24 protein-coding genes and 1 pseudogene are annotated in these 25,140 nt (G+C 39.7%); 13 read left to right on the forward strand and 12 right to left on the reverse strand.

Features of this window, described 5'->3' with window-relative positions; translation table 11 throughout:
- Positions 1 to 109 precede the first annotated feature (109 nt).
- The 4 genes from ACNKW3_RS08670 to ACNKW3_RS08685 form a co-directional block, all read right to left on the reverse strand.
- Positions 110 to 478 (reverse strand): type II toxin-antitoxin system VapC family toxin, encoded by a 369-nt coding sequence (locus ACNKW3_RS08670; RefSeq protein WP_427398899.1) that lies wholly within the window; start codon positions 476 to 478, stop codon positions 110 to 112.
- 5 nt (positions 479 to 483) lie between these two features.
- Complete coding sequence (locus ACNKW3_RS08675) at positions 484 to 675, reverse strand: type II toxin-antitoxin system VapB family antitoxin (RefSeq protein ID WP_427398900.1); 192 nt, start codon at positions 673 to 675, stop codon at positions 484 to 486.
- A gap of 291 nt (positions 676 to 966) precedes the next feature.
- Positions 967 to 1,233, reverse strand: coding sequence for a hypothetical protein (locus ACNKW3_RS08680; protein WP_427398901.1), 267 nt, complete (start codon positions 1,231 to 1,233; stop codon positions 967 to 969).
- A gap of 52 nt (positions 1,234 to 1,285) precedes the next feature.
- Positions 1,286 to 2,542 (reverse strand): hypothetical protein, encoded by a 1,257-nt coding sequence (locus ACNKW3_RS08685; RefSeq protein WP_427398902.1) that lies wholly within the window; start codon positions 2,540 to 2,542, stop codon positions 1,286 to 1,288.
- Positions 2,543 to 2,730: 188 nt separating this feature from the next.
- Here ACNKW3_RS08685 and ACNKW3_RS08690 point away from each other — a divergent pair, with 188 nt between their 5' ends.
- Positions 2,731 to 3,909 carry an endonuclease/exonuclease/phosphatase family protein gene (locus tag ACNKW3_RS08690; protein ID WP_427398903.1) on the forward strand — a complete coding sequence of 393 codons (1,179 nt, stop codon included), beginning with the start codon at positions 2,731 to 2,733 and terminating at the stop codon, positions 3,907 to 3,909.
- Between the two features lie 2 nt (positions 3,910 to 3,911).
- On the opposite strand, the gene ACNKW3_RS08695 is transcribed toward ACNKW3_RS08690, so the two are convergent.
- Together ACNKW3_RS08695 and ACNKW3_RS08700 are read right to left on the reverse strand one after the other, a co-directional pair.
- Entirely contained in the window at positions 3,912 to 5,306 is a 1,395-nt protein-coding gene (locus ACNKW3_RS08695; RefSeq protein ID WP_427398904.1) for an alkaline phosphatase PhoX, read from the reverse strand.
- 436 nt (positions 5,307 to 5,742) lie between these two features.
- Positions 5,743 to 6,177: pseudogene (locus ACNKW3_RS08700) on the reverse strand (DDE-type integrase/transposase/recombinase); the annotation flags it as partial.
- A gap of 584 nt (positions 6,178 to 6,761) precedes the next feature.
- On the opposite strand from ACNKW3_RS08700, the gene ACNKW3_RS08705 reads away from it, so the two are divergent.
- The 5 genes from ACNKW3_RS08705 (at position 6,762) to ACNKW3_RS08725 (ending at position 11,966) form a co-directional block, all read left to right on the forward strand.
- A complete protein-coding gene (locus ACNKW3_RS08705; RefSeq protein ID WP_427398905.1) occupies positions 6,762 to 7,415 on the forward strand; it encodes a hypothetical protein in 654 nt (217 codons plus the stop codon).
- Positions 7,416 to 7,599: 184 nt separating this feature from the next.
- Positions 7,600 to 7,983, forward strand: a complete 384-nt coding sequence (locus ACNKW3_RS08710) for a hypothetical protein (RefSeq protein ID WP_427398906.1) — start codon at positions 7,600 to 7,602, stop codon at positions 7,981 to 7,983.
- The gene (locus tag ACNKW3_RS08715; protein ID WP_427398907.1) at positions 7,983 to 9,647 is read left to right on the forward strand and encodes a DUF4407 domain-containing protein; all 1,665 of its coding nucleotides are present in this window, start codon (positions 7,983 to 7,985) and stop codon (positions 9,645 to 9,647) included. Before ACNKW3_RS08710 ends, ACNKW3_RS08715 begins: the two co-directional genes overlap by 1 nt.
- A 60-nt stretch (positions 9,648 to 9,707) precedes the next feature.
- Positions 9,708 to 10,322 carry a hypothetical protein gene (locus ACNKW3_RS08720; protein ID WP_427398908.1) on the forward strand — a complete coding sequence of 205 codons (615 nt, stop codon included), beginning with the start codon at positions 9,708 to 9,710 and terminating at the stop codon, positions 10,320 to 10,322.
- A gap of 108 nt (positions 10,323 to 10,430) precedes the next feature.
- Positions 10,431 to 11,966: a hypothetical protein gene (locus ACNKW3_RS08725; protein WP_427398909.1), complete on the forward strand. Its 1,536-nt coding sequence runs from the start codon at positions 10,431 to 10,433 to the stop codon at positions 11,964 to 11,966.
- A 22-nt stretch (positions 11,967 to 11,988) separates the two neighbouring features.
- Here the strand turns inward: ACNKW3_RS08725 and ACNKW3_RS08730 are convergent, their stop codons facing one another.
- Positions 11,989 to 12,393, reverse strand: a complete 405-nt coding sequence (locus ACNKW3_RS08730) for a formylglycine-generating enzyme family protein (protein WP_427399154.1) — start codon at positions 12,391 to 12,393, stop codon at positions 11,989 to 11,991.
- 71 nt (positions 12,394 to 12,464) lie between these two features.
- On the opposite strand from ACNKW3_RS08730, the gene ACNKW3_RS08735 reads away from it, so the two are divergent.
- The 5 genes from ACNKW3_RS08735 to ACNKW3_RS08755 all read left to right on the forward strand — a co-directional run bounded on the left by ACNKW3_RS08735 (position 12,465) and on the right by ACNKW3_RS08755 (position 17,384).
- On the forward strand, positions 12,465 to 13,799 hold the full coding sequence (locus ACNKW3_RS08735) for a YjiH family protein (RefSeq protein ID WP_427398910.1): 1,335 nt from the start codon (positions 12,465 to 12,467) through the stop codon (positions 13,797 to 13,799).
- 281 nt (positions 13,800 to 14,080) lie between these two features.
- Positions 14,081 to 14,698: a nicotinamide riboside transporter PnuC gene (pnuC, locus tag ACNKW3_RS08740; protein WP_427398911.1), complete on the forward strand. Its 618-nt coding sequence runs from the start codon at positions 14,081 to 14,083 to the stop codon at positions 14,696 to 14,698.
- 15 nt (positions 14,699 to 14,713) lie between these two features.
- Complete coding sequence (locus tag ACNKW3_RS08745; protein WP_427398912.1) at positions 14,714 to 15,244, forward strand: AAA family ATPase; 531 nt, start codon at positions 14,714 to 14,716, stop codon at positions 15,242 to 15,244.
- A gap of 150 nt (positions 15,245 to 15,394) precedes the next feature.
- A complete protein-coding gene (locus ACNKW3_RS08750) occupies positions 15,395 to 16,447 on the forward strand; it encodes a S66 peptidase family protein (protein ID WP_427398913.1) in 1,053 nt (350 codons plus the stop codon).
- Positions 16,448 to 16,745: 298 nt separating this feature from the next.
- Positions 16,746 to 17,384, forward strand: a complete 639-nt coding sequence (locus tag ACNKW3_RS08755) for an START domain-containing protein (protein WP_427398914.1) — start codon at positions 16,746 to 16,748, stop codon at positions 17,382 to 17,384.
- 136 nt (positions 17,385 to 17,520) lie between these two features.
- Here the strand turns inward: ACNKW3_RS08755 and ACNKW3_RS08760 are convergent, their stop codons facing one another.
- The 4 genes from ACNKW3_RS08760 to ACNKW3_RS08775 all read right to left on the reverse strand — a co-directional run bounded on the left by ACNKW3_RS08760 (position 17,521) and on the right by ACNKW3_RS08775 (position 22,064).
- Positions 17,521 to 17,970: a response regulator gene (locus ACNKW3_RS08760; protein WP_427398915.1), complete on the reverse strand. Its 450-nt coding sequence runs from the start codon at positions 17,968 to 17,970 to the stop codon at positions 17,521 to 17,523.
- Positions 17,971 to 18,084: 114 nt separating this feature from the next.
- Positions 18,085 to 20,421, reverse strand: a complete 2,337-nt coding sequence (locus tag ACNKW3_RS08765) for an ATP-binding protein (RefSeq protein WP_427398916.1) — start codon at positions 20,419 to 20,421, stop codon at positions 18,085 to 18,087.
- Positions 20,414 to 21,052 carry a biliverdin-producing heme oxygenase gene (locus ACNKW3_RS08770; protein WP_427398917.1) on the reverse strand — a complete coding sequence of 213 codons (639 nt, stop codon included), beginning with the start codon at positions 21,050 to 21,052 and terminating at the stop codon, positions 20,414 to 20,416. Before ACNKW3_RS08770 ends, ACNKW3_RS08765 begins: the two co-directional genes overlap by 8 nt.
- 145 nt (positions 21,053 to 21,197) lie before the next feature.
- Positions 21,198 to 22,064 carry a peptidylprolyl isomerase gene (locus ACNKW3_RS08775; protein ID WP_427398918.1) on the reverse strand — a complete coding sequence of 289 codons (867 nt, stop codon included), beginning with the start codon at positions 22,062 to 22,064 and terminating at the stop codon, positions 21,198 to 21,200.
- A gap of 182 nt (positions 22,065 to 22,246) precedes the next feature.
- On the opposite strand from ACNKW3_RS08775, the gene ACNKW3_RS08780 reads away from it, so the two are divergent.
- Positions 22,247 to 22,963: a ZIP family metal transporter gene (locus ACNKW3_RS08780; protein ID WP_427398919.1), complete on the forward strand. Its 717-nt coding sequence runs from the start codon at positions 22,247 to 22,249 to the stop codon at positions 22,961 to 22,963.
- A 206-nt stretch (positions 22,964 to 23,169) separates the two neighbouring features.
- A complete protein-coding gene (locus ACNKW3_RS08785; protein WP_427398920.1) occupies positions 23,170 to 24,642 on the forward strand; it encodes a diguanylate cyclase in 1,473 nt (490 codons plus the stop codon).
- A 19-nt stretch (positions 24,643 to 24,661) separates the two neighbouring features.
- Here the strand turns inward: ACNKW3_RS08785 and ACNKW3_RS08790 are convergent, their stop codons facing one another.
- Positions 24,662 to 25,123, reverse strand: coding sequence for a hypothetical protein (locus ACNKW3_RS08790; RefSeq protein WP_427398921.1), 462 nt, complete (start codon positions 25,121 to 25,123; stop codon positions 24,662 to 24,664).
- Positions 25,124 to 25,140: the final 17 nt, after the last annotated feature.

Consider the following 25,140-nt stretch of genomic DNA (forward strand, 5'->3'; position numbering starts at 1 on the left):
TAAGTTCCAAGGAGGTCGTGGCCTGCGCCACGATGACGATTCTTCGTAGTTAATTTCATTAGGACAGCAATTTGTCTCAATATGCCTCTGGCGCTTTGGGGCATAATGATTACTGATCAAACATGACGTCAAATGACTTGGCTAGTTTTCTTAACTTCTTGTCATTTGTCCAAAGTCGAGTACCCCTGTCCAATACAACGGAAGCAAGCAAAGCAAAATCAATAAACCCGCAACCTTTGCCATAAAGCTTATGTTCTTCAATGAAAGCTAACACTTCATCATGACTTGCAGTTTTTATAGGTTTCAGAAGAGATAAGTCGTACAATGTTTGCTTTCTTGGCTCTGGAGGCGTGCCGCAAGCAATTTCAGCAATTACAAACGGATGACATAAAACGTTGTCAGATTGGAGCAAGCCAATCAGCGTGTTATTTCCCATTTTAAAATGATTTACCCAAACAGAGGTGTCGACCAAAACCAAATTACTTAGTCCTTTCTTCTGGGAACGTCATCTATAGCTGGAGATTTTCCAGCGAGGCTTGCCAAACGTTTTGCTGCTTGCACCCTTACGAAGGTTTGCATAGCTTCCCTTATAATGCTTGCCTTATCGCTTGTGGGATCACAAAACTGAGCTGCTTTTTCAAAAAGCTCATCATCAATGCTTACGGTAGTTCTCATAACATCCTCTTATTATCATATCTGATGCATTAGGGTATCATGTTTGATGCAAAAGCGAGAGGTAAAATTTAAATTGCTAAAAGCTTTTGTCTGTAACAACTTTAATCAGGGGGGCAGCAGATCTGCTAATCAATCACAACGGCCATTGAATCGAATAAACGATAACGGCGGCAACTGGCACCGCCCCATAGCGTCAAGCGCATATTGAGACAAGATACGGACGGTCTGGCTTGCATTTTCATTTGTACCTAAGTGACACTACCGTTCCTTCACCTGCTGACGCGTTATGCATCAATATACCGAAGGGTCTTCGCCGTCCCACAAATTTAAATCTGTCAATATCTCAAAGGTTGCATAAGTAAAGTCATTCACACTCAGTGACACCGAATTACACATTCCAACAACAGACGTTTGGGTGTCTGGTCTTCGGATGTAACTGGTGTCTGTGCCGACCCAACCTCCGTTGTGGAAAAAATAACGACCATCGGTATTTTGCCCATTGGCGTAGTACCATTTTCCTTCGTCACTCTCTGGCACATTCACATTTGGCTTGTTCATTAGCGCCATTAGCGCCTCAGGATCTTTGCCCAACTTAGGAGCATAGAAGTGATTATCCCTTTGTGAGCTGGCATCCAAAGATTAAGTTTGTGACGCCTTGCATCTGGGTGCCCTTTGAATCCTTTTGAATACCAAGATCCAAGCTTTTATAGGATTTTTGATTACCATTTTTTAATTCAACCATTGTAGGTTCACCTCCAAAAGCAGCTCCACCCTTTGGATCAAGAATTACGTAGCGTAGCTCACGCTCTTCAGCTCCGGTGAAAAAAAACTCATATGAACCCATCCACAATTGTTTTCGTTCAGTTGGTTGCATTAACTTGTCATCCGGCAATTGTTCTAAAAGTATTACGTGATAGAAGTAAGCGTGGCAGGTATTGATAAATCGAGTAAAGTAAACTCTTCCTAAAACGCTTATATCAAATTGCCCGTCTAGTTCAGAGTTAGAGGCTAATTCACCCTCCTGCTGGAAGATATCAATAAGCCTTTTGAAATCTGGAGAAAAAAAGCTAACTACGGGAGAGCGGCTACCGTCGTCTTCGTTGAATACCGACGATCTACCTATCATCCCTACAAGCCGGGGTGAACCAAAAGTATTGGAGGTGACAAAACTGCCTTCCCGATTTTCCTCAGGGAATTGACAGTTTGCTTTTCCATAAAACTTATTGTTACCGACAACATCTACTTTGCATGCACTTTGCAGTTGCAATTGGTGATCATCAAAATTATCTTCGTCGGAATAATTACGGACAGTATAAAAATCCATAAATTTATTCAAGTTCTCAGTGGCAATACCTTTATCCATATTAAGTACAGGTACAAGTGGCAAGTCTTTGTCTTTTAAAGCCAATTTGTGACCTTGATGAAAATATAAAAATATAAATGGGTCTTTTAGAGACTGCGCATCATGCAATGGCTCTCCTTTTTTAACCGACTCTACGTAGGGCTTTAGATGTTTAGGAACTAAAACAGCGTTAGCAGCAGCGCTGTAAGCTGTTGCGGTCTTGTTAAAACCTAATTTAGTTTTGAATCCACCTGTATCAGAGCTTACCAAAAACAATTTGTTTGTTTGCTGTTTATCAGATTTCAAAAACAAACATTCTACAGGCGCTAACACCACGTTGGGACTAATCCATATACCTGTACATCGGGTTCGGTGGCTCTTAGTTAATCCTGCTTTAGTATTGAATGCTTCAATAAACACGGCGTTTTTTGTGAAAACATTTTTATTGGAGTAAACGGGTTCCGCTGCGAATAACCCATTGACTAAAGACCCAAAAACAATCAAAACGACGAACAACTTATACATCAATTACTCCCTACCTCGCTTACTCACATAAATGATACCACCAAAAATGCATAAAATTAATTGACGGGAAGCAGTTTGAAAAGACGGCTTTGGTGTTAAATGACCAAAATAGTACTGAGATTATTCACAAAACACCTGTAATATATTTATGCCATCATTTAAATTTTGTTTATAGGTTAATCCACATCATGAGAGTCGTCTTTTTATCCCTTCTCTTTCTTTTGTTTCAACAGATTGCCTTTGCCACTGAAGTGCGAGTTGCGGCTTTTAATGTCAGTATGGAGGCTACTAATTATCAGTCGCAAGAAACTGAGCAATCAATAGAGCCTAGCCAGCAACTTTTACAGCATCTAAAAACGGGTGAGCATCAACAAATTAAGAATATTGCAGAGATCATTCAGCGGGTGCGTCCGGATATAATATTACTGAATGAGTTTGATTATTATGCCGATGTTTCTCCTTCGGCATTGTCATTATTTGTCACCCATTACTTGCAAGTTAGTCAATCAGGGCAGGCCCCTATTGATTATCAGTATCAATACATTGCGCCGGTCAACACAGGTGAGCCGACGCCCTTTGATTTAGATAATGATGGCAAGGCAAGTGGTAATGGGGCTGATGCTTATGGTTACGGACTTTATCCTGGGCACTATGGCATGGCGTTGTTATCTCGTTACCCAATAAAGATGGAGGATATCCGCACTTTTCAATATTTTCGTTGGGTAGATATGCCAGGCGCATTAAAACCAGTGGATCCGTCGTCAGAACAGCCTTGGTATAATGACGAGGAATGGCAAGCAATGCGCTTAAGTTCAAAATCTCATTGGGATATTCCCATCGAGATTGATGGAAAAACTGTGCACGTGTTGGCCATGCATCCTACTCCTCCAGGTTTCGATGGACCAGAAGATCGCAACGGCAAACGCAACCATGATGAAATTCGCTTAATGGCAGATTATCTAACCGCAGATTCTTCTTCCTATATCTATGATGACAAAAAGGCTTTCGGCGGAATAAAAGGGCAACGATTTGTGCTGGTGGGTGATTTTAATGCAGCGGATATAGGCGATAAACATCGCCCCGGCGTTATCGAACAACTCACCGAGCATCCTTTGGTTGATGCTTCGCTTGTACCCACAAGCAAAGGTGGCGCAAATGCCAGTGAAGAAGAATTCAGCAATAGATACACTGCTTATTGGGGCGCGCGTGCCGATTACGTTTTGCCGTCTGCATTTGGATTCAAGGCGAAAGATGCTGGTGTATTTTGGCCAGAACAAAAATCTTCCTTATATCGACTAGTAAAAGATAGGAAAAGTAGCTCTGACCACAGATTAGTATGGATGGATTTAATCTTGAAAGATGATTAAACCTAACTTAGCTCATCAAATATATGCCACGGACCAGTAATTGCCACTGTCCTGGTGGGCGAATATAAATTCACAAACATAACGGAGCCATCAGGTGAAAAACATGCGCCTGCTGGTTCTGTTTGCCATCTTACCCTAGCAAAGTCAAACAGTTGACCCGAAGGCGTGACGAGTTTTAGGTTATTGTGAACTTCATCCAGATATTGATCTTCGCACACAATCAAATGCCCCGAAGGTGTAATGACCAAGTTGTCACCAAAGTTCAGGGATGAAGGCGAATCGCTCTCTACAAATAGTTGTAAGACTCCAGGATTGTCTTGTTCCTTGTCTGTACCTTCATCGGTTGATGGAAGATAGCGCATTATTTGACCGAGTTTTTTATTGCCGCCACTAGTGCAACAAAAATAGAGTTCTGACTTATCAGGATCATCTGAAAAGTAAATACCTTCTCCGCGAGCAAACAGCGCAGCCCCTTGCTCGTGACCTCTTAACCTAAGGTCATCTTCGGGACTTTTTACATTGTCTAAAGTAATCCATTCACAGGTATAATCTGTGTCGGGTTGCATTTGGACTTGTTCCCAGTTGCGGGTATCAAACTTGGCCTTTCCTTTTATTGCTAGTGCTTGTAGAGTTCCGCCTGCATGCAAATTGGTCTTTTCGTTTGGAATAAATCGATAAAGCAAACTATCCCAGCGGTCTTCGGTTAAGTAAACAATGCCTGTTTTGGGATCTATACAAGCAGCTTCATGATTGAATCTCCCCATGTCTACTATAGGCTTGGGTTCTACAAGTCCATTGGCTTGCGATGGTACTTCAAACACATACCCGTGTTCTTTGTTGATTAAATCAGAAGGTGTTGCAACCGACTCTTCACATGTGAGCCAAGCGTTCCAAGGTGTTTTTCCACCAGCACAGTTTCGAATGGTGCCAAGGAGTGACATGTATTCTTTTTCTACTTTCTGGGTTTTTAGATTATAAACAATATTCGATGTGCCACCGGGCAAAGGGCTCGCATCCGAATAATGATCATAGGCTTGAAGATTTGTTACGTCGATTTTTGCGCTTTCTACTTTAATTCCTTTATCGTGTTTTAATTCATGATTTCTAACCAATATTACCCGATCATCATCCAGCTTAAAGCAGCCCATTCCATCTGCACTATCAGGCACTGTAAAGCCATCGCTCATAGAATTACCCAACTGCGAAATGATTTGATAACTAAATCCTTCGGGTAAATCTAACATACCCTTTGGGTCGGGTATCAGATATTCAGCAGTGAATAACTTTGCAACCTTGGTATTAAGCACTTTCTTTTCAGCGCTTGTAAGATGGGTAGCAAGACCTGATAGCGCAATGGCTAACATGCCTTTATTAAAATTTCTTCGGGTGATTGTCATAGGTTTATCGCTAAATGTTGCGTTATAAAAATTTTTCGCCATTAATGACGTTATAAAGCAATAAAGCGACACAATGCAAGGAGGGTAATAAAAACTTAATATTATTACCCAAGTGAATTGATTGAATGAACGTGGACTTTACTCTATGCGACCAAAGCTCAGTCTAATGTCGCAATCTCAAGCTCTAGGTCTTGTTCAAAAGATTTTGTAATGGTTTTTATCTCACTGATGAGGTTGAGTTCAATTTTGGCAAAAATTCCAGGCATCGAAATAAGCTTAATAAACTCACCATTAACGCAAAGTTTTTCGAGTGAATCATTTAGCGTAAACGTCCTTTCATTCGCGTTGTATCCTATGTAGGGACTGTGTAAGGGCTGTATTTTAATAAGAACGTCGGAGTTGGATGAACTGTTGAGAACTATATCACTTGTAGTGGTCAAGTGTTTTTGGCCACGGGTTTATAGTAATTCCAATATCTCTTTTCTGATTCATTTGGCGTCAAACTACCATTGTATGAATGCGGTCTGCTCTCACTGTAATAGCCAATAATATAATCATTGATTTTACGCTTTGCTTCATCGAAGCTTTTGTATCCAACCGTCGGGATCCATTCCGATTTTAAACTCCTAAAAAATCGCTCCATAGGGCTATTATCCCAACAATTTCCTCGACGACTCATACTTTGCGTCAGCCTGTATCGCCATATTAATTGTCGGAATTGACGACTTGTATAGTGACAGCCCTGATCCGAGTGAAACATTACATTCTTAGGCTTTCCTCGACTTTCGTACGCCATAATTAATGCTTGGCATGTTAGATTACTGTCAGGCGAGTGGCTCATTGTACAGCCCACAGGTTTTCGTGAAAACAATAGACATTCTCTCTGAACAATTAACAATAACCTACTATACTTACCCAAAACAAACCAGCAGGAACGCTATTCCAATCAAAAGGACTTACATGCCCACCCCAAAACAAAAATCCATCGCTATATTCAAAGCCATCCTGTTCTGGGTGGTGTTTCTCAAATTTGACGAACTCACTTGGCGCGATTTGGGAATGGTACCTAACCGATATTCTTAGCTCAAATTCGTAGTTTCTCTGCTTATAGGTATTTTGTTTTTATGTGGTTTACTATCTATTAACGCCTATTACCATAATGCCTATTGAAGGAAAAAACGTCCTTACTTCTCTTATCCTGATTTTATTAGTTTTTATCGCGTAAGGCACCACAACTCTTCAACTTCTATTATTGGTGGATGGCGTGTTGCTGGTGGAATATTATTTACGTGTCGTTCGGCCTAAGCAAAACAACTGAAACCAGTCACTTACTTTGTAAATAACAAAAATGGAGTATAATGAAAATTATCATACCGAAAAACGAGCTTTATGAATAATCTATATTATATTGAAGAGTCTGCGTACGATGAATCTACCGACGTTAGCGAACCGCTGGTGGGCGAAAAAAGTAACCTTCAAGATGAAGTGAAAGAAAATTTTAGAGATAACGTATTTTCAGTGCTTCGCAATACATTTCCCAGCCGCGAGCGTGAATCTTTAGTTGAAAAGCAACAGGATCAAAATGCCCATGATATTGTTGCTAAAAATCTACAAGCGTATTTTTCAGAACTTTCTAATACTGAGCAATTCTCAAATAAAACAATCACATTATTTGAAAGCTTGGCCAATATAGAAAACTCTACTGACTACCGTGAATCATTAGAAAAAATAATGACAACACATGACCTCATTAGCAAAAGGCTCGATAACGCTGTTGAAGTAGATTTTAAAGCTTACTTGCCGAAAAAGGCGCCTATTTTATATAAAGACTGGAAGAAAAAGAACAAGGGTAAAACCGCGCTTGATTGCTTGCACGAGCTTTATGGTGATTACTTACAACTAGGAGTTTTGTTTCAAGATGATTTAGGGGGCAAAGAAGGACTAGATCCTAGTTTAAATGCCGCACTGAAAACCTATTGTGCAAAGCATCAGCTCGTCCTTTCGGACATACTTCCTCCGAAAAGTGCTCGAATTGAAAAACTTATAAACAAATTGGATATGAATAAAGCAATATTTATCAATAACTTATATAATAAATCCAGAAAATAACAAATTTAACCTTAAATTAGTTATTTACAAGTATTCAATTTTCCCCTACCGTAAAAGCGTAGCTAGAAATTAGCTGCGAGGTTTGTATTTGTTGCTGTAACAAATTTGACCCGTCTTAACGCAAAGGCTTCTCGAAGCTCACATAACTAACCAGAAACACACTGTTGTTTTAGGGAGATGTTAGATGTTGAAACTTACTTCCATTTTTATGGGTTTATTGGTCTTGATCGTGGGGTTGTTCTTTTATCTCGAAGACTCACCGTCAGAATTGCTACTCACCTTTTCAGCTGAAACTATTGCTGATATTCAAACCAAATCCAGTGAATTTCACAACCAAAGCGTTACTGTGCAAGGCGTCGTAGGAAAGCGCCTCGGTTTTCTTGGAAGTGGGATGTACTACTTAGATGATGGAACCGACAGTATTTTGATAATGACATCAAAAGCATTACCGGCTACCGGCAGCAAAGTCATCGTACAGGGCGTTGTAAACCAGACATTCTCGTTTGGGGACAATCAAGTGGTTGTCATTGTAGAAGCCACAAATTCAGATGATGTAGGGGAAATCTAATGAGACTAATCAATAAGTTTTTGTACAAAGTCGCAGGCATTGATCGCGATACTATCGAAAAATGCCCGACCACAGATAAAATCTATGCCCGCCATTTGGGTGTAGCCTTATGCTTTACCTTCATTTTGGTGTTTCTCATCAGTTTTTACTCTTTTTCTTATGTGGGAAAAGGTGCAATGGAATTTGATGTTGCGACCAACAGCATTGTTAACTCAAATCTATCCAATACTTGGGTGATGTTGGGGGCTTTCTTTATCGCATTTGTGGTTTCAACCGTAATTATTCTGTTCGACAGAACCTTGTTTATGTCGGATTGGTTCACAAAAAAGCCTTACGGTATCAACACCGGATTCTTCGCTTCTCTGTTCAATAAAATCACCATCTTGTTTCGTATTAGTATCCGCATTGCGATTTCCCTAACTGTGGCATATGCCCTCTCGATTTTTCTTGAGCTTAAGGTGTATGAGTCTGAAATTGTGAGAAAAATGTCAGATGAGCATTTAACCGAAAACCAAGCCGCTTACGACTATTTAGCCGGTTATCACAGCGACTTGTTTAATAACTTGGATCAGAAGAAAGAACGGCTACAGCTTTTACAGGACGAATATACCCGCTTAATAAAATCTAAGTCGGGTAACACCTTACCCACTCAACGTATTGAAGATATCAACACAGAAATTAGCCGGTTGACGTCTGAATCAAAAGCAGAATTGGAACAAACTCATGCCAATTATGCGGCTATGTTGGCACCTTTGTACGACGAACAAAAGTCTCTGAAAGCGCGGATGATCGAAGTGAATCAAAATATTCTGGCGGCGAAAAAGCGCAAAGCATCTGAGGCAACAGGTAAAAACCCTGAGGGCTTTAATAATGTGAGTGGTGTAAAGGGCACCGGTGATGGCTACACCTACTGGGATCAAGACATTAAAAGTAATAAAGCGTTTTTAAATGAACTTGGACTGATATTGAACCCCATTGAAAGCAGAATTGAAGAGCTGGAAATAGAGAAAAAAACCATCATCGATGCGGTGCTACACAATACTGCGATGGCTGTAGATTCTCTAGTCGCTCAGAAAAACCAAATCTACCAGGCCTTTCAGAACAAAGACGAAGCTGATGATGAACAATATAAGCGTGTGCTTACGTCTTATGACGAGAACCTTAAGGCATTACAAACTGAAATCAACGCCGAGGAAGTTTTGTTAGATGCCAAATATCAAAAGGAGAAGAATCGCATATTTTCCGAGCCGACTTTCAAACCATTAATTGATGGCCCTCTAAGTCGATTGACAGCTTTGAATCAACTAAAAAATCCTGAGAATGGTGTAGTAACCACAGAAAGCAAGACCATCGACAGGTTCTCTTTGCTTTTAAAGTCCATCGTGGTGTTTTTAGAGATTGCGCCTGTCATTTCTAAACTTATTTTCTCCCCACCCACCGCGTATTCATACAAAACCCAAGGTTTGGTTATACGGGATGTTATGGAAGAAAAGTGGCAGCGGGAGCATTCTGTGAATGTAGCGGATAAAGAGTCTGAACGAGATGTAAAGAAACGCATTATCGAAATTGAGTCAGAAATTGCCATGCTCAAATATAGGCAAAAGTTTAACAATGCCTTTGAGCAAGTTTCAGATGAAGAAATTGCTAAAGCCGTGAATCAATAGTAAGCGCTATTTATAAACTAAGTTTTTTAATGCAATACAACGTGAAAAGAGGAAATCGATATGGGATTTTTTGACAACAAAACTACGACTAAATCTGTTGATACAAAAAGCACAGATAACCTGGCCTCGCCTTACGAAGCCGGCGCAAGCTCAATATCGCATGAAATGATTAAGGAAAAAGAGAGTGTATTGACTTTTATGGCGAAAATTAGACATAGGAACCTGAAAAGTCAGCAAGTCGAAGCGCAGTTACGTGAGTTAACATCGAATGTACTCAAGGCGCAAAACGATCATATAAGACATCAACTTGAGTTGGGCTTAGACAAAAAAAAGAAAGAAGAATATTTAAAGTACCAAGCGGACATAGCGGTTATTGATAAAGAAATTGTTGAACTTTCCCATAGTATGGCAAAGTCATTGGTCGAACTTTCTTTTGATTCTGCTGAAGAGAGCTTTACCTTGGAAAATTCATCTTTCGAACGATTTCAATTAATGTATGATAATGGAAAGATTACTAAACAGCAGTTTGAGCTTCAAAAACAAAAAATAATGTCCTGTACTAACGCCCTGCAAAATAGATTGGAAAGTATGGTGTCGACTATTTTGGACAACGGCATGAAGACCTTTGAACATACCGTACAACTATTTTGTGAAACTAAAATAGATAAGATGTAGGATCATCTTTGTTTTCACAGCTCCAATTTTGAAAAGTACTTGTAATCTAGCAAGTACTTTTTTGTTTTCCACCTAAACGAATTAAATGAATAATTGGCAATCTATAAGATGAAAAGCTCCGAGATTGAAAAGTCATTTGGCTCAACGTTTGACCATTGGTATTTTCCCCTTCAAGCAAGTTTTCCTCAATTTCTCAACGAGTATTTAGATTCCTTTATTGGGACCAACCCTCACTTTGACATGGTACAAAGAGAGGCGTTCGTGGAATCAGTTTTTCATTCATTTTCGTTGAGTATTTCGGAGAAAAAACGAGTGCTTCGTGAATACAGCAATTTGTCCCAATTTCAATTGGATGAATTGTTAAAAGTATTTATTGAAGAGACCAAAAAGTTTCAGCAATTAGAAGTTGAGCACCCGCACGATGTCTCTAAACTAAAACTAAATCGAGGATTGGATTGGATATTCATTTTAGAAAATATTGATTATTCAGTCGCCGTATTAGATTTAGCCTACAAAGCTGATTTAACTTTTGTTGCTACCTATTGTTTACAGAAACTAGAACAACAAGATTTGACCAAAGAATACATACTAGTTTTTGAATCTGTCAAAGACGCTGTTAAGCTTTCTACTTTTCAGTGGAATTATTACCTGCATTGCTTATCAGAGCAAAACGCTTTAGAAACACTTAAATACGTTACCATTCCCGAAGCTAAAAAAACGCCGTTTCTAGATGCGGTACGCGGTTCCTACGTATTGAAAAAATTCAATTTCCGGAAATTTCCAGAGAAGCTATTAACTCCCGTCTTCAACCTAATTAAGAGTAAAGAGACAGATTTAGTTAAAAATCAATTTTTAGATGATTTGAAATTCTATTATTTGTTTAAAACCAGAAACTTAAATAAGTTTTTTATCCGTTCTATAAAACTGTTTTTATCAAGCTATAAAAAAAGTATCTTTGATGTGAAAAGAGATTTCACCTGGTTTCAAAAGAGTTTTATGTATATTTTTCCTATATACGTTCACCTTAGTCCAGGCGACCTGAGGTACATTTTACATTTTTTACATCAAGCATTGGTTAGACAGCTAGACGCAGCGGAACATAAAATGGGAGACGTAGCGTTAAGGTCATTTTACGATGAAAACGCTGACTATATTTTGTCACTGGCGACGACTTTACTGTTAACGCCTAACAATCAACACCAATACTTTGAAATTATCAATAAACACCCAAGACTCAAAGAATCATCCGAAGTGTTCGCCAATATTCTTCTGCAAACAAATCAGATGCTTGATCCAGCATTTTTAGAATATAGCATCGACTATTATATTAACGATAAAAAAGACAATATTCGCAACCAGTATTATTTGTATCAGTCTCTTTTAGTTGTAGATAAACCATCGGCAGCAAGCTATGTGTTAGGCAAAATAAGAACGAACAAATACGCCTATGAATTACCTGAGACTCTAGCAGCACTAAATACCAATACTTTTACTAGCACTGTAGATTACGGGATCTACTCAAAATGCATCGGCAACCTAAAAGCCGAAATTGAGACGTGTAAAAAAAAGACATGCTTGGATTTAAGTTTTCAGGAGTACTTGGCGAAGGCTGAGGAAAATGGTGACGATCACCGAAGTGAATAAATCACTCCGGTGAATTATCAAACTATTTACCCACCATATCTGCACTTTGTGCCAATCTAAACCCTAAGGTTTGCGACACGGTTTTGCGATCAAAGTTATATCTAAAATCGATATGCATTTTATCGGCTTTATCTAAATAATCTCCGCCTCTCACCGCATGCGCTTTGCATCGTTGCGTTTGACAAGCACTGCCATCTTGAGGTAGGTCCGACAAATCACGGGTGGAACAATCTGCCATCATTTCTTCTACATTACCGCGCATATCGTAAATACCAAACCCATTGGGTCGATAGCTAGCAACTTCTTTCAATTGACCAGCGCAGGCTTTGTTATACGCATAAAACTGGTAGTTTGCTTGCTTACATCCGGTTTTTCGATCCCACAAAATGTTAGGCTCGTTGCTATTTGTAGTTTCCCCTTTAAGAATTAATAAATGTGTGTGTAATTTTTAACCAATTATCAGCTGCGGTTTAGTGCTGTCTTCAAGGGACTGAACCTATGCTATTTGCACAAAAGAAGCCTGCACTATATTTCTTAACCGCCTCACTGTTTGGTTTGATTGTTTTATTTGGACCAGTTTCTTACAATGATGAGCATAGGGTGCTGATAGGGTTTATCAGTGAGACTGTAAAGTTAGTCCTTGCCAATTATCTTCCATACATAGTTGTTTTCCTTTGTGTTCTCTCATCTGTTGGTGCTTTGTTCTACCGATTTTTTCCTAAACAGACTTTAGCGTTTAGTGCTCTCTCCAATATTTTCAAAATGAATTATCTTTGGTTGCTGTTGAATTGTGGAGGAACAAGTTTAGCGGTATTGGTTTTATTTCAGATTGGACCGGTCTGGTTATGGGGCGATAATACTGGAGGATTAGTCTTATATGATCTTCTAGTAAGTATTTTGGTTGCCGTTGCTTTGGGTTGCATTGTTTTACCCTTACTCACAGACTTTGGACTTATGGAGTTTGTAGGCGTTCATGCGGATAAATGGTTTAGGCGACTATTTACCTTACCTGGGAGAAGTGCTGTAGATGCATTCGCATCATGGTTTGGAGGTAGCACTATCGGGCTGATTGTAACATCGAATCAAATGAAGGCTGGGTTTTATACACAACGTGAAGCTGTTGTAATTGCTACTAACTTTTCCATTGTTTCCATTACCTTTACCCTAGTCATTTTAGATACACTACATCTTGCCAGCCACTTTTATCTTTTCTTTATAACTATGATTATTTCTGGTGGCGTCTGCGCCTTAACTTTGCCGCGAATTCCTCCGCTTTCTAGAATATCTAATGCTTACCTTAAACAACATCAACAAAAAGATAATAAACCTAGCGGCAGTAGCTTGCATAAAAGAGCATGGATAGCGGCGTTAGAAAGGGCAAGTCATACCCCAGATTCAAAACAATTAATCAATAGAATAATGGCGAACATATTGGAAGTTTGGTTTGGGGTGCTACCAGTCGCAATGTTTATCACCACTTTGGGATTATGTATAACCGAGTACACGCAGATATTTACATGGTTAGCGACACCAATAACCTACTTACTTAATATCTTGCAAATACAGCAAGCAGACGCTGCGGCACCAGCTTTTTTAATAGGCTTTATTGATATGTTTCTACCGGCACTGGTCGGCGCAAATATTGAATCTGAAAGCACCAGATTCATCATTGCAGTGATAGCTGTTGGTCAGTTAATTTTTGCATCTGAAACCGCAATAATGATGCTTAAACTAGGATTGCCTATCAAAATTCTAGAGTTGGTCGTGGTATTTGTACTGCGCACCGTCATAATTCTTCCGATCGCAAAATTAAGTGCGCTTTTCTTTTTATAGTCTTTTCAACGAAGCTTTTTCTAACCAACATTCAGTTCAATCATATCTGAGAATGTTGATTGTTTTTGCAATCTAAATAATGAGGTATATTTTTCAGTTGGCCAATAAACAATAAAGTTACAAGTGATATTGGTCTAGTCAGGCGTGTAGTTTTTATATAATTTCATTAAGTAAGGTGAACTGTCAGAACCTAGTTTGAAGGCTTTTACACTTGCACTTTCTGCGTTCATCGGTATGCTTAAACAACACTACAAAGACTCACCGTTATTTCTTACTTTCAGATGTCATTTCAACAATTTATAGCAGGTTTTTTGGGCGCTGGCGCAATTGAAATTTTGGCGTCAATCTCGGGATTTTTATGTATTTACCTGTTGATCAAACGAAGCATCTGGAGTTGGTTTTTCGGGTTCATTCAGGTCAGCCTCTACACCTATATTTTTTATATAGCTAAGCTGTATTCAGACACGGGTTTGCACATTATTTACATGTTTTTACAAGTGTATGGTTGGTGGAATTGGAAGCATAACAAAAGTGAAGGCAATGACCTCGTTATCGAAAATGGATCTTTGTTCTCGTTTTTAATTTGTTGGGGTGTTGTATTGCTTGCTACTGTTGTACTCGGTTTCACCATGGATGAGTATACGGATGCAAGTTTTGCTTATCCAGATGCATTCACTACAACGGCTTCTCTTGTTGCTCAGTTTTTACTGAGTAAGAGATACTGGTTTAACTGGATTTTCTGGATAATTGTCGATGTTGTTGCAGTTTATATTTATCTTCAAAAAGGCCTATACCCAACAGCAGCCTTGTACTTTACCCTACTTATCATGTGTTTTTTTGGGCTCTATGCTTGGTTAACACAATCCAAAACGCAAAATTTAGAATCTGCAAAAGCATAGGACCCCTTATTCCACATGAAAAATGTTAAACGCGTTGTATTCTTAGGAGCGCCCAGCACGGGTAAAACGACCATTGCTGAACTAGTAGCTGAACGCTATGAAACGGAATTTGTGGCAGAATACGGTCGCGAGTATTGGCTTAAGCATCAGCAAAACCGATTACTTACACAGGAACAGTTGCTGCACATTGCCGAAGAACAAATTCGCCAAGAAGACGACGCTATCAAACGAGCGAACAAGTTTCTTATCGTAGACACTAACGCCTTAACTACTTGGCATTTTGCCATAGATTATTATGGTAGTGCTCATCCTAAACTGGAAAAACTGGCAGATGAGAGCAAAGCGCGATTCGATGTGGTTTTTTTGTGCAAAGACGATATCCCCTTTGAAGACACTTGGGAACGTAGCGGCCAAGTAAAACGCAGGGAGTTTCAAGATTTTATCACCCAGCAATTGAAGCAAAGGGACATCAGGTATACAGAACTATCAGGAAGTTTAGAGAATAGATTCCAACAAGTCGCTCAGGTGCTAAGTGAATTAGCCTGAATAACCCAGTAAACCACCTTATTAATAATTTATTTTATTTTTTCAATTTTAATTGGAATAAATTATTTGTATGATGGAATAGAACACTACCTAATTACTATATCCAGACACTTAGGCAAAAAAAGCAAACTAGGCTTGCAGGGGACAGTCATGTTAAATCGCAGAAACTTCATTCGATCTTTGGTCGCCAGTTTAGTGGTAGCGCCATCTTTGAGCCGAGCGGGCGATAACAAAGCATCTTTGCCCAAGCTTTTACCGAAAAGGCTTTCTACTGGAAGTAAAGTAGCCATAGTGACACCCGCAAGCGCCGTGTTTGATCCTATGGATTTGCAAATTGCCAAAGAATCTTTCGAAGCCATAGGGCTGGAAGTTGTAGTGGGCAAACATGCACTTGACCGATTTGGATATCTAGCTGGCACAGATGAAAATCGTGCCGCGGATGTCAACGCAGCTTTTGCGGATCCATCCGTGGATGGTATCATTGCGTTGCGAGGCGGCTGGGGTTGTAACCGGATCCTTCCGTTGCTCGATTATGCGTCTATAGCGGCTAATCCCAAAATTCTGTTGGGATATAGTGATATTACCTCTTTGTTGAACGCAATCTATGCCAAAACTGGCATGGTGTCTTTCCATGGACCTGTGGGTATTTCGTATTGGTCGGATTTTCAAGTTGAACAATTGAAACAGCAGCTTTTCGATGCTCAAGCCACTGTTATGCGAAATTATCAAAAAGACACAAAACCTGTGGCTATGCGAGAGAATAGAACCCGTACAATTACCGGTGGTAAAGCAAAAGGTATTTTAGTGGGCGGTAATCTTACGGTCATGACCACTATGGTAGGTAGCCCATATATGCCAGATATGCGCGGTAAAATTCTCATGCTAGAAGATGTTGGTGAAAGTATCTATCGAATCGATCGATACTTATCTACGCTTAAATTGGCAGGGATACTCGATCAGCTTGCTGGCATAGTCTTCGGGCATTGCAACGACTGCGGACCGCAAAGAGGCGGTTATGGAAGCTTTACTTTACCAGAAATATTTGAACAGTATTTTGCGCCACTAAAGATTCCCACCTATACAGGTGCTCAATTTGGGCATATTCGTGACAATCATATTTTAGCAGTAGGGGCAGAAGTAGAAATAGATGCGGATGCCGGCACTCTTAAAATGCTTTCACCCTCGGTCAAAAAAAATCATTGAGGGCTAAGTTAAAAAAACTAGCCCTTCCTCGTTTTGCTAAAAATAAGTTAAATCCTGCCGACATCTTAAGTAATCCTTAATCCTTGTGGTGGATTATGGTGATCTGAACAATTTGTATTGTGCTGCACCCTTAGGCGTTTTTGTTGGCGTATAGGGTTTCGAGCACAATATAAAACACCTATTTACGTGTTTGTATTGTTAATTTTTAGCAAAAGTGTCAATAACCCTTTTCAGTTGTTCATAGGGACTTCAATAGAAATTGATTCAAGGCACTTGAACACTCGACGGGTGAATGGATATGAATACAACAGACAAGTTTTACACTTTGGCGAAAGCGTTATTGTGGCTTCTCGGTATATCGCTTAGTTTGAATCTTATGGCCAAGGTCAAAACAGAAGATTGGCAGCAGGTTAAAAGCGAGAATAATATTGTTATTTCTGTGGCCGCCGCTTCTTCGGGATATTCTTGGATTAAAGCTAAAACTAGACTGTCTGGAGAGCCAACAGATTTGGTAAGCTTATTGAATAACACAGCAGTAGCCGAGCAGTGGATAGACAATTGTAAAAAAGTAGAAATCTTGGAGACTTCCTCCCCCAATGAAGTTGTAGTGCGCACTGTTTTCAACGCGCCTTGGCCGGTTAAAGACAGAGAAATGCTGACTCGTTCCATACTTACAATTGATCCTGAGACCGGCAGAATTACAATTAAGATTGAGGACGCTTCATCTTACTTGCCTTCGCCCAGCAAACTAGTGCGAATGCAGCATATTTCTGGAGAATGGCAACTGCAGCCAGTAGAAGACGGACATTATGAAGTGATCTATATTGGTTATGGGGAGCCCGCGGGCAATATGCCTGCGTGGATAGCAAATGAAATGCTGGTTAGTTCAATGATGACCACATTTAAAAATATGCAAAAACAGTTGCAGCCAATATAAAGCTACTTAAGTTTTCTGTTTAACAATGTTAAGAATTAGGGCAAAACATTTGCCCTAATAAACTTGTTGTAGAGACTGGCAGTGTTGAAAATAGCAAACTCAAAACCTGTGTTTTGTTTATTCGATTAACACTCTTTTAGTGGGTCAATATTGTTGAATTGTCCGTCCAATACATCAACATAACTTGTACTGCTGATATCAAACTACCGTAATCTCTAGGTTTAGTCATATAAGTATTACAACCAAGGCTGTAACATTCTTTTACGTCGATATCTGCATCAGAGGTTGAGAACATAATGACCGGAATATGACGGAATCTTGTATCGCTGCGAAGTGAGGTCAACACTTCACGACCACCCATTTTGGGCATGTTAAGATCCAAAATAATAATGGATGGTAGTACTTTTTCATTACTTAGTTGCTCAATGAAATCAGTACCATCCACTGCCAATTTTATTTGCGAATTTGAGAGCTGATTTTCAATCAATGCATCTGTTAATAGCTCGCGATCATCTTCGTCGTCATCAACAATAAAGACGCAACTTAGCTCTCTCAATTTTTTTTGATTAATTTTCAACATTTCCATAATTTACCAAAAACCTCAAAACTCCAGATAGAAAGAATTTTCTACTGGTGACAATTTTCGCGAGTGCGTGTAGTTTGCTTTGAAATTAGCGCTTTTTCAATAAAATCAGATACACTAGTATACAGATTTTTTAGTGGGGAGTTGTATGTAGAAACTACTTCCTTGATTTTCCGAGGCTTCTGCCCATATTGCTCCGTTATGCCTTTCTATTATTTTTTTGCAGATAGCTAACCCCATTCCAGTTCCATCATATTCACTTTTTCCGTGTAATCGCTCAAACAGATTGAATATACGGTCTGAATATTGTTCATCAAAACCAATACCATTGTCTTTGAACACCAGTGTAACATTGGATGTGTCCTGATTCACTTGCAATATTTCGATAATAGGATCGCGGTCTGGTGAAATAAACTTAAGTGAGTTTTGCATTAGATTCTGAAACACGCGAGATATTTGTCCTTGGTCAGCGTAAATCTCTCCTGATACTTTTACTTGGATCTGCGCGTTCTTTTCCTGAATCAACACTGAAATATCATCGATTACTGTTTGAATCAGTTGGTTGGTATCGACCATCGCCATGTCCATTTCATCATTGCTAATACGGGAAAAACTCAGGGTATTTTTAATTAATGTTTGCATCCTGAGTGCTGCACTGCGCATTCTTGAAATGTACGACAGGTTTTTTTCAGAAAACACTTCGCCAGACCGTTGCAAGCGGTCACCAAAGGTTTGAATTTTTCGCAACGGCTCTTGCAAGTCGTGGGACGCTACAAAAGCGAATCTTTCCAATTCCCGGTTAGATGTTTCTGATTTTTCTAACGCAACTTTAAGATTGATTTCTGCTTCTTCTCGTTGTTTGATTTCTTCATTTAACGCGGCTGTTCGTTGTTCAACCAGCTCTTCTAAGAGGCTGTTCATTTTGAACACTTTCTCAGATTCGATGATAATTTTACTTTGAATAATGCTACGCAGCTTTAACGCTATATCGAGCTCGGAATCGCGCCAAGGGGCTGACTTTTTATAAACATTTTGTTTCCATAGCTCAAAGGAACTTCTTGGCATTAATCTGTGGCTGCCATCGTCGGTAAACTCTATTACTTTTTCAGGTTTACCTCCCCAATTCTTGGCTTGAATAATCTCTTCTCTAAACCAGATAATATAGTCACTTTTGTCCGATGTCAGTGCAATGAAGAGTATACCGCTAGCGATTTCAGCGAAGTCGGCAAACTCAGGATTCTCAATTCCTATTTGATGAGTCGCATAATATTCCTCATCTTCATCTAATTGCTCATCGATCCATTGATAAAGGCGTAAGATGAAATCGTCATCAGGCACTAAACCACAACTCATCAATTCTTCGTCAATACACCAAGCAACGCCTGATGCCTCAACTAGCTCCTGCAATACCTGTTTTTCTTGCACTATGCCAACGCTAAAATCATCTTGATTGGATAGGGCGTTTGAAATGGTATCTAAGGCCGCAATGTGTCTGGCGTTTCTTTGTGTTTCCTCTTCGTGGATTCGAACCGATATCAACTGAGACAACATTACACTGGTATATTGGGCTATTTCTCGAATCTCAAAGGCGATAAAGTTTGGCGAATAATGATGGCAAGCAATCAAGCCCCACAATTTCCCCTGAATAATGATGCTAATTGACATGGATGCACTTACACCCATGTTGCGCAAATACTGACAATGGATAGGAGAAACGCTGCGTAATGTACAATTGCCTAAATCAACATGGGGTCTTCTTGGGTACAAAGGAGAGACCTGAGCATCAACATCACAAAGCAAGCGAATAGGGTTTTTTATATAGAGTTCGCGGGCCTGTTTTGGAATATCCGATTCTGGAAAATGTTGCCTAAGAAAGGCGTTTAAATGAGGTTCTTTTGCTTCTGCAATGACCTCACCGTTATATTCATGATCAAATTGATACAGCATGACCCGATCAAAGCCAGAAAAGCGTTTAACTTCTTCCACCACATTTTGAAAAAGCGAATCCAATTTGTGGACACTCATCAAGGATTGCACCGAGTCCTTTAACATGCGCAAAACAGACTCGTAGGCGCGATCACTGACTTGTGATACTGGTTCTAATGCAATTAATATGACTTCACCGTTAAATGTAACAATGGCAGACATTTTTTCACTGCTACCATTATTGTGCCGAATGTCTATCGCGGTAGGATTGAAAGCTTGTAAATCATCTGTATGCCAATGCTGTTCTATGATTCGAAAATATTCAACGTCGACTAAATCTTTAAGGTCTATACCAATACAGTTTTCAAAATTCCCGCCTAATATTTCTGTCACATTTTCACTGACACAAGATAATTGCATGGTTTTAGGATCTACCACTAATAAATATCCGTGGGGTTGAATTGAGCCCGGAATGTGGATGGGTTCCTCGTGACAATTGTCTATGGTGACTTTGAAGCTATCAGGCATGACAAATATCCTTTAATAACATATACATATTAGAAAAGCTGGCCTTTGCACCCTTGATGATTTCTTCGCTAGCACTAGGGGTGAAATGAGCAAATGCCCTTAATTCAGTTTGAAATCTGCGCCATCTAGCTGGGGTGTTTTTTCCATAACTCGCAAAAAACCTAAGCCCTTGGTCTTGTGGAAAGTAGCCATGTACTCGTAATTTAGGAATAATATGCATGCCTCCAAGGGTGGCACCCTCGAACACATAAATAAACCCCATAGCCTCTGCCGGAGTTTGTGGCAATAAGGTAATGCAACTAATATCAAGCGTTGGGGTGGTTTGCCTCACTTCGTAATTATTCTGCACATAGGCTAAATCAGCGTCTAGCCATTTAGTTTTTTCGCTGTTATTGACCATTTGCAGCATGGTAGGAAATTGACTAACCTGGGATTCAACAGCGGCATAGTAGTCGCGTTTTATTTGTAGCATATTGAAATAGTCTGTGAGCTTGAAATGCTTAGAAAATAAAAAAGTGCTCATCAGAGATTCAATTTTATTATGTTCGGCAGAGGTATCTTGACGCAAACGAAGACAAATATCGTCGCTAGGTTCGATTCCATTCTTGTTAGAAGATAACAGTTCTGCCATGACTTTCCTTTGTGTTTTCTTTACCTGAACCTGCTAATGTCCAATTCAAATATGGTAAGGTGTAAGATAAAAATTATTTAGTATTGTAACTATATGATGAGCGAACATTATCTTTAACGATCTGTTATTTGCAATAATTATCCAATTATCCCGCAACAGTAGTTCTCGGGCGGTAATAACAAACATCGATATTGCCACTGCCCTTAAAATGATAAAAGGGATTGGACAATTCTCTTGCATTTTTTAAGCGATTCTGAAATTTTTCACTGCTATCACTGTTTCGTACAAATGTTAGTTGCTGGTCAGCTTTAACCTTGTCTCCCATAACTGCTCTTACTATTTTGGACCGGTTTTCCGGAGTGTCTATTACACCGCCTTGGTCAGGCTTTCCTCGTTTCATTGATTGAAGAGATGACATACCATAAACCACTTGACCGAATACTGACATATTGCGGTCTAGATGCCGGGGCGCATGACCTATGACTGCATAAAAATGGTTGGTGGCTGAATCCTTTCCTTCACTTCTGGCCATGGCAACAGCGCCGGGACAATGCAACAGCCATTCAATGTTTGCAGTATAGTCTCTACCTGCTGGAAAGCCATTAATAAAGCCAGTTTCTTGGGCTAAAAACTCGGGCTTTTGTACCGATATAAAGCTAGAGGTTTCAGCAATAGGCCGGCTAAATTCAGCACTTAATGTAGCGCCGAATTCAGTTGGCTTTTGTTCACTTAGATCACCGCCTTGAGCAACAAAACCATCAATAACTCGATAAAAATCTAAGCCATCATAATAGCCATCATTTATCAAAGCCTTAAAACGTTCTACATGTTTAGGCGCCATGAATTCAGCCAATTCAATGACGACTAAGCCTTCATCGGTAAAAAAATAGGCTAGATTGCTTTGCTCTAAGGTTACGCTTAAACTTGCTTCGGTATTTTGTGCTGCCCCTGTTTTACTAATAACCGTAAAAACTAGCAGGGCTAGGCACAAGGATTTTATAGAGTAAAGCATGATCAATCATCCATATTGAGCTTAATTTATCACTACTTTACTGTATTAATTGCTCAGTTAACAGACTAAATCAGTTTGAGATTTATTAAGTCTTTCTAAGTGACTTCTGCAGGGGAATGTAGCTAATTTAGGTATATTATAATTATGTATTGAGAAACTTGTGATAAGGCTGGAGTTTAGTTGTGAATGACTTAATACAAATTATTATACTTACCCTAATCGCGGGGCTCGCGATGCCCATTGGGGCTTCGGTTGCTGCGATTGAAAATATTCGTCCACGTTGGCTAGAAAAAGAGGTTCGCCACAGCGTTATTGCTTTTGGTGGAGGGGCATTATTAGCCGCAGTAGCATTAGTGCTGGTGCCAGAAGGGATAAAGGAACTATCTTTAATGACTACTGCCATTTGTTTTGCAGCGGGTGGCATAAGTTTTATGTTGTTGGATATGCAACTGGCAAAAAACAATACCTCGTTAAGCCAGTTAGTCGCGATGTTATCGGATTTTATTCCCGAAGCACTCGCCCTTGGCGCTACCTTCGCAGTTTCTAGCAGTGCCGGTATATTGTTAGCGGGGATCATAGCATTACAGAATTTACCCGAGGGCTTTAACGCATTCAGAGAGATAAGAGCATCAACACATTACAGTAAGCTATTAATTGTGGGTGCACTAGCAGCCATGGCCCTATTAGGACCAGTTTCCGGCTTGTTAGGCTATTTTTTCCTTACAGATTTCCCACAAATAAAAGCTGGCATTATGCTTTTTGCGGCTGGTGGGATTTTGTATATCATTTTCCAAGATATAGCACCTCAGGTAAAATTAAAGCAACATTGGGCGCCGCCTCTGGGCGCCCTAGCCGGGTTTTTATTAGGAATTGTTGGTAAAGTGGTAGTAGGTGAGTAAACACAAACGGCTTTTGAGTGTCTAGTTTAATACCTATTGATTTGAAAGTATGCCTATAGCTACTTGGAATAGACTAAAGTTACAAAAGTAGCTTTTTATTCGATTTGTCAGTACATTAGGTAATCCAAAGTAAAACTTTTATCATTGTTATTCTGCAAGTTTTAGGATTGCTGTCTTACTTATTTTTTGACCCATGGGAAAATGTATTGAGCGATTTTGATCCCAAGCAGTTTTTTCATCAAATGCCCGTTAGCTTGTTATGCAAACAGCTGGATAAAGATGAAACCTATGCTAACCCAGCATGTCTGGCGCTTTTTAGTGCATCACAGGCTCCCGATGAGTTTCTGCAAAGCATCGACTTCTTCGATGCTTTAACACATATTCCCCTTGCTGGCGCTTCCCATCCGTTTTATGCCTGCGACAGTGAGAATGTCGTCACCTTGTATGTAAGAGTAAAGAGTAAGACTCGCAACATCAGTTGCACAGTTGAAGGTAAACGATTTTCAAGTCCAAATTCCCAGTGGGTAGTTTTACATGTTTCAAGTGCCCAAGAAAACGATGTTACTGAACTACAACCAGGTAGCTCCCCTCTTGCTAATCACTTAGCCTTTAGCCATTTATTGTCTAGTATTTCTTCTCAGTTGATCAACGTTAGTACAGAAAACCTTGATTACTTGATAGAAAAAAGCCTAGGCGCTTTTGGCGACTTTTGCGGAGTCGATAGATGCTATTTATTCAAATTTTCAAAAGATAAAAGCGCTATGGATAACACCCATGAATGGGTGGCTGCAGGTATAGAGCCTTATAAAGATGAATTGCAAAATGTAAGTCTGGCAGATTTGCCTTATTTTGAAAAAATCATTAAACAAGAGTATGTGTTTAAAGTCGATGATGTTGAGACGCTGCCTGAGGCTGCAATTCTTGAAAAAGAAGAATTCGAACGGGAGGGTATTCAATCGGTATTATGCGTTGCCGTGCATTTAAATGATGATCTTTTTGGATTTGTTGGCTGTGACATCGTGGGTAGCGCTTATACTTGGCGTGAGCATGACATCAGATATTTAAAATTAATCGGTGAAATATTAAGTAATTCTCTAGAAAGCGTGGCAAATCGTTTGTCACTGCAAAAAGTTACCCGAGCGTTAGAAAAGGCCAACAAGAAACTAGCTTATTTGGCTAATTCAGATGGGTTAACCGGTATTGCGAATCGACGACAATTTGATGATAGCCTAGAGAAATCGATTCAGCGAGGTATGAGAGAACGTAAACCTATTAGTCTGCTGATGGTCGATGTTGATCATTTTAAATTATTCAACGATACCTTTGGTCATGCAGTTGGCGACGAGGCCATACAAAGAGTGGCGAAAGCCTTAGATGCATGTTGTAAACGCAGTGATGATTTGGCCGCACGATATGGGGGAGAAGAATTTGCAGTCATACTCCCAGACACAGGCTGTTCGCAGGCAAAATTAGTTGCCGAACAAATCATGCAGGCAGTGGAAGATTTGAATATTAGCTTTGAGAACTCCCCAACCAAGGGTCGGCTAACAGTGAGTATAGGGATCATTAGTGAAACCTGTACTCAATCGCTAAGTAGCAATGCTTTGGTGACTATGGCTGACAAGGCACTTTATAAAGCCAAAGAAAATGGTCGAAACCAAGTAGTTTGCAAATCTTAAGACGCAGTAAACAAAGTTGTTAACGTTTCAAAAATTCATTAAGGGCATCTAGACCTTCTTTATCGCTGGTTATTCCTCGAATAACTCTATCCCGCGTCAGTTGTTCCATAGCAGCATCACTAAGCGTACAAGGGATTAATCCGTGATAGGTGTCAAAACTCGCTTCTTTGCATGCTTTGTATTCGTTAACAAAAAATCCTTTTGATAGAACGAAAAATATCTCGCCCAGTTGTTGAATAGATTGTGTCATGCATTCGGCAACTTCACAGTATTCAGTTTCCGCTTCTAATAAAGCAAGCGCTAACTCAGGACAAGGTGTCTTAGTTTGGTAAAGTACGGCGATAAGTTTTGAACGGAATACGTGATTTAAATCTTCGGCACCTTGCTTTTCGCCCCAGTCTGGCACGATAGAGGATTCAAAGGTTGGATCATTTGGATCATATGATGCAATCCATTGTCGAAGATAAGTAGCTTCATCCATAAATTATAGTCTGTTGA

Origin of the sequence: Glaciecola sp. 1036 (assembly GCF_050306235.1) — a bacterium.
GTDB lineage: Bacteria > Pseudomonadota > Gammaproteobacteria > Enterobacterales > Alteromonadaceae > Glaciecola.

Coding starts and splice junctions, on each gene's coding strand:
- ACNKW3_RS08675 (WP_427398900.1), bottom strand. CDS start 675: ATGAGAACTACCGTAAGCATTGATGATGAGCTTTTTGAAAAAGCAGCT.
- ACNKW3_RS08680 (WP_427398901.1), bottom strand. CDS start 1,233: ATGAACAAGCCAAATGTGAATGTGCCAGAGAGTGACGAAGGAAAATGG.
- ACNKW3_RS08685 (WP_427398902.1), bottom strand. CDS start 2,542: ATGTATAAGTTGTTCGTCGTTTTGATTGTTTTTGGGTCTTTAGTCAAT.
- ACNKW3_RS08690 (WP_427398903.1), top strand. CDS start 2,731: ATGAGAGTCGTCTTTTTATCCCTTCTCTTTCTTTTGTTTCAACAGATT.
- ACNKW3_RS08695 (WP_427398904.1), bottom strand. CDS start 5,306: ATGACAATCACCCGAAGAAATTTTAATAAAGGCATGTTAGCCATTGCG.
- ACNKW3_RS08710 (WP_427398906.1), top strand. CDS start 7,600: ATGTTGAAACTTACTTCCATTTTTATGGGTTTATTGGTCTTGATCGTG.
- ACNKW3_RS08715 (WP_427398907.1), top strand. CDS start 7,983: ATGAGACTAATCAATAAGTTTTTGTACAAAGTCGCAGGCATTGATCGC.
- ACNKW3_RS08720 (WP_427398908.1), top strand. CDS start 9,708: ATGGGATTTTTTGACAACAAAACTACGACTAAATCTGTTGATACAAAA.
- ACNKW3_RS08725 (WP_427398909.1), top strand. CDS start 10,431: ATGAAAAGCTCCGAGATTGAAAAGTCATTTGGCTCAACGTTTGACCAT.
- ACNKW3_RS08735 (WP_427398910.1), top strand. CDS start 12,465: ATGCTATTTGCACAAAAGAAGCCTGCACTATATTTCTTAACCGCCTCA.
- pnuC (WP_427398911.1), top strand. CDS start 14,081: ATGTCATTTCAACAATTTATAGCAGGTTTTTTGGGCGCTGGCGCAATT.
- ACNKW3_RS08745 (WP_427398912.1), top strand. CDS start 14,714: ATGAAAAATGTTAAACGCGTTGTATTCTTAGGAGCGCCCAGCACGGGT.
- ACNKW3_RS08750 (WP_427398913.1), top strand. CDS start 15,395: ATGTTAAATCGCAGAAACTTCATTCGATCTTTGGTCGCCAGTTTAGTG.
- ACNKW3_RS08755 (WP_427398914.1), top strand. CDS start 16,746: ATGAATACAACAGACAAGTTTTACACTTTGGCGAAAGCGTTATTGTGG.
- ACNKW3_RS08760 (WP_427398915.1), bottom strand. CDS start 17,970: ATGGAAATGTTGAAAATTAATCAAAAAAAATTGAGAGAGCTAAGTTGC.
- ACNKW3_RS08765 (WP_427398916.1), bottom strand. CDS start 20,421: ATGCCTGATAGCTTCAAAGTCACCATAGACAATTGTCACGAGGAACCC.
- ACNKW3_RS08770 (WP_427398917.1), bottom strand. CDS start 21,052: ATGGCAGAACTGTTATCTTCTAACAAGAATGGAATCGAACCTAGCGAC.
- ACNKW3_RS08775 (WP_427398918.1), bottom strand. CDS start 22,064: ATGCTTTACTCTATAAAATCCTTGTGCCTAGCCCTGCTAGTTTTTACG.
- ACNKW3_RS08790 (WP_427398921.1), bottom strand. CDS start 25,123: ATGGATGAAGCTACTTATCTTCGACAATGGATTGCATCATATGATCCA.